Source organism: Allobosea sp. P1_A7 (genome assembly GCF_056406775.1).
The window spans coordinates 1-9,354 of sequence record NZ_JBFTZN010000235.1; the positions used below are offsets into that span (position 1 = coordinate 1).

Annotated in this window: 9 protein-coding genes; 7 read left to right on the forward strand and 2 right to left on the reverse strand. The window is 64.1% G+C overall.

Annotation, left to right across the window (positions count from 1 at the left end; translation table 11 throughout):
- From AC1D34_RS28760 to AC1D34_RS28785, 6 genes are all read left to right on the forward strand, one after another.
- On the forward strand, positions 1-214 hold a 214-nt coding region (locus AC1D34_RS28760), incomplete at its 5' end, for a glutamine amidotransferase-related protein (RefSeq protein WP_476826050.1).
- Positions 215-341: 127 nt separating this feature from the next.
- Positions 342-731 carry a DUF350 domain-containing protein gene (locus tag AC1D34_RS28765; RefSeq protein ID WP_441491801.1) on the forward strand — a complete coding sequence of 130 codons (390 nt, stop codon included), beginning with the start codon at positions 342-344 and terminating at the stop codon, positions 729-731.
- Positions 732-743: 12 nt separating this feature from the next.
- Positions 744-1,355, forward strand: coding sequence for a DUF1190 domain-containing protein (locus AC1D34_RS28770; protein ID WP_441491800.1), 612 nt, complete (start codon positions 744-746; stop codon positions 1,353-1,355).
- A 1-nt stretch (position 1,356) separates the two neighbouring features.
- Positions 1,357-2,523, forward strand: a complete 1,167-nt coding sequence (locus AC1D34_RS28775; RefSeq protein WP_441491799.1) for a glutathionylspermidine synthase family protein — start codon at positions 1,357-1,359, stop codon at positions 2,521-2,523.
- Positions 2,524-2,596: 73 nt separating this feature from the next.
- On the forward strand, positions 2,597-3,472 hold the full coding sequence (locus tag AC1D34_RS28780; protein ID WP_476826051.1) for a VOC family protein: 876 nt from the start codon (positions 2,597-2,599) through the stop codon (positions 3,470-3,472).
- Between the two features lie 38 nt (positions 3,473-3,510).
- Positions 3,511-3,915 carry a DUF350 domain-containing protein gene (locus AC1D34_RS28785; RefSeq protein ID WP_441491797.1) on the forward strand — a complete coding sequence of 135 codons (405 nt, stop codon included), beginning with the start codon at positions 3,511-3,513 and terminating at the stop codon, positions 3,913-3,915.
- Positions 3,916-4,012: 97 nt separating this feature from the next.
- Here AC1D34_RS28785 and AC1D34_RS28790 read toward each other — a convergent pair whose 3' ends face one another.
- The gene (locus tag AC1D34_RS28790; protein WP_441491796.1) at positions 4,013-5,326 is read right to left on the reverse strand and encodes a M23 family metallopeptidase; all 1,314 of its coding nucleotides are present in this window, start codon (positions 5,324-5,326) and stop codon (positions 4,013-4,015) included.
- A 100-nt stretch (positions 5,327-5,426) separates the two neighbouring features.
- Positions 5,427-5,891, reverse strand: a complete 465-nt coding sequence (locus AC1D34_RS28795; protein WP_441491795.1) for a peroxiredoxin — start codon at positions 5,889-5,891, stop codon at positions 5,427-5,429.
- A gap of 237 nt (positions 5,892-6,128) precedes the next feature.
- On the opposite strand from AC1D34_RS28795, the gene AC1D34_RS28800 reads away from it, so the two are divergent.
- A partial coding sequence (locus AC1D34_RS28800) for a hypothetical protein (protein WP_476826052.1) occupies positions 6,129-9,354 on the forward strand: 3,226 nt, incomplete at its 3' end.

Sequence of the window (9,354 nt, forward strand, 5' to 3'; positions counted from 1 at the left end):
CAACATGGGCTATCGCGAGCGGCTTGAGGCAAATGGCCTGAAGTTCTGCGGTGTTTCGCCAGACGGGCTTCTGCCCGAGACGGTCGAATATCCCGACCATCCCTGGTTCATCGGCGTGCAGTATCATCCCGAGCTGAAGTCGCGGCCATTCGAGCCTCACCCGCTTTTCGCCAGCTTCGTCGAGGCGGCGGTGGTGCAGAGCCGCCTGGTCTGATCCGAACCGGGCGGCGCGAGCTGCCCGCCTGATCAAGTGCCTGGATACCTCCGACAAGCCGCTGGTGCAGCCGCGCTGGCGGCTTATAGTCGCGTTGCGACTCGGGGGGAGCGATATGGCGGTCTCGATGGCCGGTTTGCCGGCTTTTTTGCTGTATTTCGTGGTCGGATCGGCGCTGATCACGGGTTTCGCTCTCATCTATATGCGATTGACCGCGCATGACGAAATCGCACTGATCCGGGCAGGCAATCTCTCCGCTGCGATAGCACTAGGCGGCAATCTCGCCGGCTTCTCGATCCCGCTCGAAAGGGCGATCGCTCAGGCGAGCAGCATTGCGGACTGCGTGCTCTGGGCGCTTGCCGCGATGCTGATCCAGTTCGCGGCCTATGGGCTCGCCCGCGTCCTGATCCCTGACCTCTCGAAGAAGATCCAGGAGGATCGCCTCCCGTCCGCCGCAATGCTGGCGGTGATCGCGGTGATCAGCGGCACGCTGGCGGCCGCCAGCATGACGGTTTGAGGGGAGGCGGTCATGAAACGCTCCTCGCAGATCGGATTGGCCGCAGTGGGGGTGGTGCTGGTCGCGATAGCGTGGCCGCGCTCGGAAGACGATGTGGAGGATACCCTCGTTTATAACTCGCTCGCCGATTGTCGCGCCGCCGGGCAGATGTCCGGCAGCCAATGTGAGCAGCGCTTCAACGAAGCCTCCGCAAATCAACTCCGCGACGCGAAGAAGTTCACCAGCACCAGCGCATGCGAAGCCGAGTATGGCTCCGGCTCCTGTCAGAGCGCGGTTTGGAACGGCGCGCAGGCCGTTGTTCCGGCGCTTGCCGGAATCATGCTCGCGCGCAGCTTCGCGCAGAGCGGTGGTGGTGCAGCCCAGCCGCTCCTGCCGCCGACGCGTCAGGCCTGCCCGACTGGCAGTGTGGCCGAGGAATGTCAGCAGGCCCGGTCCTCGTCGTCATCGTCCTCCGGAGGGGGAGGCGGCCGAGTCGGAAGTTCACGCGCCTATTCGACAACCGCGGGACAGGCGCTGGTCGCGCGCAATGTCTCGTCGACCGGGGTCGCCAGCATGCCAAGCGCTGCCTCCCGCGGCGGTTTCGGCTCGACCTCCCGCTCCTACAGTTCCTCCTCGTCGTCCTGAGATGCGGCGGGTTGAACTCTCACCTCGTCGGGATTGGCAGGCTCAGGTCGAGCGTCTGGGCTTCGCTTTCCACACGCTCGACGGCGAGACCTATTGGGACGAGAGCGCTGCCTACGCCTTTACGCTCGAGGAGATCGAGCGCGATATCGAAGCGCCGACAGGCGAGATCGAACAGCTTTGTTTCGCTTTCGTCGAACGCGCGATCGCCGACGAGGAGATCCTGACCCGGCTCGCAATTCCGCCGCCGCATTGGCCACTGATCCGCGACAGCTGGCAGCGCGGCGATCGCAACCTCTACGGCCGGCTCGATCTTGCCTATTACGGCAGCGGGCCGGCCAAGCTGCTGGAATACAACGCGGATACGCCCACCGCACTGTTCGAATCGAGCGTCGTTCAATGGGACTGGCTTGAGCAGGCCATGGCACGGGGTGCCCTCCCGCCGGATAGCGATCAGTTCAACTCGCTGCACGAACGGCTGATCGCGGCCTTTGCTGCCCTGCGCGAGCCATCGCCCTATCGACTGCATCTGACTTGCGTCCAGAACAGCAATGAAGACAAGGGCACCGTCGACTATCTCAAGGATTGTGCCGTGCAGGCCGGCCTCGACGCGCGTTTCACCTTCATCGAGGAGATCGGACTGCTTCCCGACGGACGGTTCTGCGACGGAGCCAATCTGCCGATCGAGACACTGTTCAAGCTCTATCCCTGGGAGTGGCTCTTCCGAGAGAGCTACGCGGATGCTCTGGCCGGCTCGCGCTGCCAGTTCATCGAGCCGCCCTGGAAGGCCCTTCTCTCCAACAAGGGCCTGCTTGCCTGCCTCTGGCAAATGGAGCCCGGCCACCCGAATCTGCTGCCCGCCTTCTTCGAGGGCGATCCGCGTTGCGCGGAGCTCAATCCCCGCTATGTCCGCAAGCCTCTCTATTCGCGCGAGGGCGCCAACATCACGCTGGTCGAACGCGGAACGGTGCTAGACAGCGATGACGGTCCCTATGGGGCGGAGGGTTTCATCCTTCAGGATGCCGCGGCGCTTGCCTCCTTCGCCGGGTATCATGCCGTGCTGGGTTCATGGCTCGTCGCCTCGCAGCCTTGCGGGCTGTGCATCCGGGAGGATGTGACGCCGATCACCAAGAATACGTCGCGCTTCGTGCCGCATTACATCGAGCCGTGACCGCTTCGGCAAAGCTTGCTACAGCCGGCGCCTGAGACCGCAACGCGCGGCCTGAGCAACGGCGATTCGCGACATGTCCCAGCCCAATCGGCCACGTGGCCTCGATCATCTCGTCATCGGCGTGCGTGACCTCGATGCTGCCGGCCAACTCTATGCGAAGATGGGCTTCAGGGTTGGAGCCCGCAATCGACATCCCTGGGGCACGGAGAACCGCATCGTCCAGTTTCCGGGGGCCTTCCTGGAGCTGATCACGATCGGCGACTCCGGGGCCATTCCACCCCATGCCCATCGGCGCTTTTCCTTCGGAGCCTTCGTCCGCGATCAGCTCGCCCGAGCAGAAGGCCTGTCGATGCTGGTTCTCGAAAGTCGCGATGCGAAGGCGGATGCGCAGATTTTCGAAGCAGCCGGCATCGGCGACTACGAGCCGTTTCTCTTTGAGCGTCAGGCGCGCAGTCCTGATGGCAACGAGGTCCGTGTCGCCTTTTCGCTGGCCTTTGCCCGCAACGCATCGGCGCCCGCTTGCGGTTTCTTCGTCTGCCAGCAGCACGAGCCGCAGAATTTCTGGAATCCGGCCTTTCAGCAGCATCAGAACGGCGTACAGGCATTGGCCTCTGCCGTCATGGTCGCGGAGAACCCGACCGACCACCACGTTTTCCTTTCGGCCTACACTGGCGAGCGCAGTCTGAAATCCAATTCGCTCGGCATCAGCGCTGCCCTTCCGCGCGGCCGCGTCGATATTCTGACGCCGCATGCCGCCTACCAGCTCTTCGGCGTCGAGGAGGGGAGAAAGGATCYGCATTTCGCCGGATTCGCGGTCGCGGTGAAGGATCTCGATGGGGTGCGTGGGGTTCTGGACGCGGCTGAGGTCGAGTGGCGACAGATCGGTGGTCGCATCGTCGTGCCGGCCAGCACCGCCATGGGTTGCATGGTTGCGTTCGAGGCGAACTGAAGCGCAGGATCGCGCACAGAATCACTTAGGGGATGACGATGCTCGGCCAAGCTTTGGCGCGACTGCCGGATTTTGCACTTTTCTTTTCAGCGTCGCTCGGGCTCGTCGCCGTTTATCTGCTGATCTACACCCTGGCGACCTCGCATAATGAATTCGGCCTGATCCGCCGCAACAACGTCGCTGCGGCACTCTCGCTGGGGCTGAGTCTCACGGGTTTTGCTCTGCCGCTGTCGAGCGCCGTGGTCCATGCAACGACGATCATCGACCTCGTGGTCTGGGGCATTGTCGCCCTCGTGGTGCAATTGCTGGTCTATTTCCTGGTCAGGCTCGTGCTGCCCAACCTGTCAGCGCGGATCGCTGCCGGTGAGCTGGCCGCCGCACTGTTCCTGGGTGCCGCCTCGCTTGCGGCCGGCGTCATCAACGCGGCGACGATGACTTTCTAGCATATCAGACCGGATTTTATATCCAGTCCGATGGGCTAGCCTTCCTTGATTGCATCGGCTCACCCGAAAACTGCAATCCACTTTTCGGGCCGATGCTTTAGAGCTGGTTGGCGAGCTTGCTCCCGGCGCGGACAAAGCGCGTCGGGTCGATGGGCTCGCCCTCGATCCGGGTTTCGTAATGCAGATGTGGGCCGGTCGAGCGCCCGGTCGTGCCGACCTTGCCGACCACGGTCCCGCTCGTCACCATTTGTCCGGCCGAAACGCTGATGGCAGACATGTGAGCATAGCGCGTGGTGATGCCGCCCGCATGCTCGATCTCGACCATGTTTCCGTAGCCGCCGGTATATTCAGCTGAGACAACCTTGCCGGGCGCGGTGGCGCGGATCGGCGTGCCGGTTTCGGCGCGGAAGTCGATGCCGGTATGCATCGCCGGGCTGCGGGTGAACGGGTCGACGCGATAGCCATAGTTCGAGGTCATGTCGACTTCGCCCTGCATCGGCTTGCGAAGGGGCAATTGCTCGACAAGACCGCGCAGCCGGTAGACCGCCGATATGCGCGGTTGCAGGGCGCTCAATGTGGCCTCGAAGGGACCGGCGGACGCATCGACCTTGAAGGGGACGAAGGGGCCGCCGACACCCTTGGCGATCGTCGTCGTGGCGGCAAGCTTGTCGGTGTCGAGCCCGGTCTCCGCCAGCGCCCCGCGCAGTGTTTTCTGAGATTCGGCGAGCGACTGTTCCATATGGCGTAGCGCGGCGAGTTGCGCCGTTGCGGTCTCCGACAGCGACTGGTCAAGCCTGGTGAGCGATTCTGCGACGCGTTGCGCGGGTGCTTGCGGAGCTTCCTCCGCCTCGCCCGATTGCCAGGGGACGCTCTTGTGCTCTTCCGAGCTGCGGAGCCCGGGAGCGTCGGGAGCGGGCATCGGCTTGCTTGAGGTGATCGGCGCGAAGCTTGAGACGCTGGAGGCGCGGATCGGTTCCTCCGCCTTGATCAGGCGTGAACGCAGTGGAACCTTTGCAGGCGATGCAATGCCGCCGGCCTGCAGAGTTTCGGTGACGGCAGCGACCAGGGCCTGCTTGCTCTCCAGCTCGGCCTGACGCGTGGCCAGTTCGTCGACACGAGCCTCGACGCCATCCTGATCGAGCAGGGCGCGGCTGGCGAGCCGGTCGATATCGGCGCGCAACGCCGCGATCCTGTCTTCATAGGCATATTGCCGGGTGGTTTCGCGGGCGATCAGCCGCGCCGCGATATCGTCCTTGCTGAGGATGTACCAGCCGGTCACACCGCCCCAGGCGGTCGTAAGGGCCAGAAGCGAGAGCCCCGCGAAGGCTGTCGAACGGCGGATCGTGTAGCTCTTGTGTGAGGCCAGTCCCGTGACGGGAAGGGCCGGGCCAGGCGAGGCGGGATGAGTCATACGCAAAACCGGATGTAACGCTGCCGATGATGCGAGTAGACCTTGTTAGGGTTAATCCTTTGCAAATCGCCAGCGCCGGCTCAGCATTCTGCGGCGAGTGTCACATCTCCCGAACGGCCGCCAGCACCTCTTCGGCATGGCCGGCGACCTTCACCTTGGGCCAGATCCGCACGATGCGGCCGTCCTGATCGATCAGAAAGGTGGTTCGCTCCACCCCCATATACTTGCGGCCATACATGCTCTTCTCGACCCAGATGCCGTAGTTCTCGAGCACCGCGCGGGCTTCATCTGCGACAAGCGGGAAGGTGAGGGCATATTTCTGCTTGAAGCGATCGTGACGCTTGATCGGATCGGGAGAGATCCCGACGATTTCGGCCCCAGCTGCGGCAAACTCCGCATGCAAGCCATTGAAGGCAATGGCTTCCTTTGTGCAGCTCTCGGTATCGTCCTTTGGATAGGCATAGAGTACGATCTTGCGTCCCCTAAGGTCGGCGAGCGAGATCGTGCCTGCGCCATCCCTTGGCAATGTGAATTCGGGTGCGAGATCGCCCACCTGCAAGCCCATGAATTGCCTTCCTTTCGTCGCGATCGCGCTGCAAGGAGCGCACGGAATCGATGGGCAGGGTGTGCCGCCCGTTCATGCGCCAGCCAGCCTGGATGGAGCAGAAGCCGAATCGGTTAGTCTGGCCGCAACATCCGTGTAACCCGCATACGGCCATTCAGAGCCGGCGAAGACTCATAGAATCTGGTGAAGCCGGACCGAAGTCGCATTTCGGCCCCTTTCAGAACGCGAAAGTCCTTGGTGAACGAAGGTAACGACAAGGTCGGTCAGGAGCCGCCGCGGGTTGTGGCACCCGAAAGCACGACCTGCGACGAGGTTGCTGCGGTCGCGCGGCGCGCGAAGGCTGGGCTTGTCACGATCGTGGTGGCGGTGGCTGTCGCTGTGGTGACGCTGGCGGGCGCGGCTGGCGCTCTGCTGGTCACCGGGATGATTCCGCTCTCGGGCCTGGAGGGCCGCATCTCGGCCGCGATTGCAGAACGGCTCGGTCCTGACTGGCAGGTCGAGGCTGGCAGCGCAGAGCTCAGCCGGATCGACGGGCGTGCCCAGCTCCGGGTCAGGCAGGTTTCGTTCCGTCACCGTAGCGGTGCGGCCTTCCGTGCTCCGGAGGCCGTGCTCGGTTATGTGCCGCTGGCGCTGCTGCGCGGCGAAATCCGGCTGGTGTCGGTCGACCTGCGTGGCGTCAACATGCGCCTCGGCGTCAATCATGACGGCGCATTGATCGTGAATGCGGATGCGGCCCCTCCGGAACCGGTGGTGCAGCCGCCCGCCATTCCAGATGCCAGCCATTGGAACGTCTTTACCAACATCATGGAAGCCGTCGCGACGGTTGCGGCCGGAGACGGTCTTCTCGGCGCGCTCGAAACGGCAGGCATGCGCGGAGCGAGGCTGGCCCTGGTCGATCCCGATGGTCGACAGAGGACCAGTCTCGAGGATGTCGACATCAGATTGTCGCGTGTCGGCAACGGAGTCAGCCGCCTCACGATGAAGGGCCGGACCGGCTCGCGCTGGAAGGAACTCGCTATCGACCTGTCGGCCGATCCGGATGGAACGCGGCGGGCGGAGATCGATGTCGTTCGCTTCGAGCCCGCCGAGGCTGTTGCTCTCGCCGTGGGCACGTCCAGTGTCGCGATCAACGGGCTGCCGATGAAGGGCAAGATCTCCTTGGCTCAGCGCCCGGGCGGCGAAAGCAAGATGTCGGCGCGCTTCGACATCCTTCCTGGCACGATCACGTTTCGCGACAGCCCGGTCGCACCGATCTCGGTCGATACTGCCCATGTCGAGTTGGAGAGCGGAACGGGGCTGGCTGATCTCCGTGTGACCTCGGCGGAGTTCAAGGCTGGTCCGACGGTTCTGCGTGGTTCCGGCAGCTTGCGGGGAGAGAATGGTGTCTGGCGCGTGGGGCTGGATGCCAAGGGACAGATAGCCGGGGTCGGTTCGGATCCGGCGGTCGCCATCGACAGCATTCAGAGCGGCATCGTCCTCGACAGCTCGGCCGGGGAGGTCCGTATCGAGAGTTTCTCACTGCGCGGCCCGCTGATCGCGGTCGACATGACCGGGCTTGTGCAGAAGCGKGGCGAATCGCCCTATCAGCAGTTCTGGATCCGGGCGACGGATTCTGACGCGCGGGCCGCCCTTGCAATCTGGCCGGAGTGGACTGCGCCCCATCTGCACGCTTCGCTGAGCCGGGAGGTGGCCGCAGGCCGTCTCACTGCGGTGGATGTCAAGGTCGACCTGCCGGCAGAAGATCACGCCCGAATGCTGCAAGGTGCAGGCATGCCCGACAAGGCGCTGCTCGTAACGGTGGACGCGACGAATGTACGCTATCTGCCGGGGCCCGGTTTGCCGCCGCTGATCGACGGCACGGTCAGCGGCACCGCGACCGGCCGGACGGTCCAGCTTACCATCCCGAAGGCGACAGCCGATCTGCGTGATGGCCGAAAGCTCGCGTTGAGCGAAGGCAGCTTTGGCATTCTCGATACCTGGGCGCCGCGTCCCCAGGCCAAGATCGGCTTCCGCTCCGTCGGGCCGGCTGACGCGGTTGCGGCACTCTTCACCTTTCCCGCGCTCAAGGAGTTCAATCCCGGAGCAGGCGATCCGGCCTCGATCCGGGGCAGCAGTGACCTGAAGACCGTCATCACCTTGCCGATGGCCGACGATATCCAGCCTTCCGATGTCGTGGTCCAGACCTCCGGCACGCTCTCCAACATTGCCTCGGATACATTGCTCGCCACCGAGAAGCTCGAAGCGGCCAATTTCACGGTCGGGTTCGATCGAACTGGCCTTTCGATCCGGGGCGAAGGCCGCGTCGGCGGCGAACGCGCGCAGATGGAGATCCGCCAGAACACGAAGGGACAGGGCGAGGCGACGCTCGCCTTCACGCTCGACAACGCTGCCCGCCAGAAGCGCGGCTTCGGGCCGGAGCTCGGCGTCAACGGCCCCGTGCAGGTCAAGGTATCGAAACAGCTTGGCAAGGGCGCGGAAATCGCGCCGCGTGTCGAACTCGATCTGACCAAGGCGGCGATCGACGGAGTAATCCCCGGATTCGCCAAGCCCGCCGGGCGCGCGGGGCGGGCGACCTTCAATTACTTGGTCGATGCCGATGGTCCCGATCTCGATGATTTCACGCTCGATGCGTCGCCGGTCCTGATCCGTGGCAAGATCGAGCTCAACAAGCAGAGTGGGTTCGAGGGGGCCAGCCTCTCGCAGTTTCGGATATCCCCAGGCGACAATCTCAAGGTCGAGGCCAAGCGTGACGGAACGGTAACGAAGCTGGTGATCCGCGGGCAGGTTGCCGATGTACGGCCCTTCATTCGTGACCTGCAGGTCGGCGCGGCTCCGACGGCGCGAGGCGACAAGAACGCCGCGCGCGGCAACGATGTCGACGTCGATCTCGACGTGCCGATCCTGACCGGATTCAACAACGAGGCGATCGGCAACGGAGTGCTGAAGTTCTCAAAGCGAAATGGTGACCTGCGCTCCCTGAGTTTCGACGGTCGTATCGGCCGGGCAAGCGTTTCCGCAAGGCAGGCCCGTCAAGGTGAGGGCGCCGGCACACTTGTCCTGCAGTCGGAGAATGGCGGCTCGGTGCTGCGCTTCTTTGACTTCTACCGTCGGGCTCACGGCGGCGATCTGGTGCTGACGCTGGGCCCGGGCGACACGCGCCAAAGCGGAGAGCTGCTCTTCCGCAACTTCGTCGTGCGCGACGAACCGGCGTTGCGGCGGGTCCTCGGAGAGCAGGCAGTGACGGCCCTGTCCGGCGATCGCGTTGGCGGAGCGGGAGGACGCATCGACGCCAGCGAGGTCGCCTTCACCAAGCTGAGGGCAGAATTCACCCGTTCTGCCAGCCGCCTGGATGTCTCGGACATGGTGATCTGGGGTCAGCAGATCGGGTTCACGCTTCAGGGGAATGTCGATTACGGCCGCGACAAGGTCGATATAGGCGGCACCTTCGTGCCGAGCTATGCCT

Excerpts from the sequence above, each read along its gene's own strand:
- AC1D34_RS28765 (WP_441491801.1), top strand. The coding sequence starts at position 342 with ATGGCCGGTTTGCCGGCTTTTTTGCTGTATTTCGTGGTCGGATCGGCG.
- AC1D34_RS28770 (WP_441491800.1), top strand. The coding sequence starts at position 744 with ATGAAACGCTCCTCGCAGATCGGATTGGCCGCAGTGGGGGTGGTGCTG.
- AC1D34_RS28775 (WP_441491799.1), top strand. The coding sequence starts at position 1,357 with ATGCGGCGGGTTGAACTCTCACCTCGTCGGGATTGGCAGGCTCAGGTC.
- AC1D34_RS28785 (WP_441491797.1), top strand. The coding sequence starts at position 3,511 with ATGCTCGGCCAAGCTTTGGCGCGACTGCCGGATTTTGCACTTTTCTTT.
- AC1D34_RS28790 (WP_441491796.1), bottom strand. The coding sequence starts at position 5,326 with ATGACTCATCCCGCCTCGCCTGGCCCGGCCCTTCCCGTCACGGGACTG.
- AC1D34_RS28795 (WP_441491795.1), bottom strand. The coding sequence starts at position 5,891 with ATGGGCTTGCAGGTGGGCGATCTCGCACCCGAATTCACATTGCCAAGG.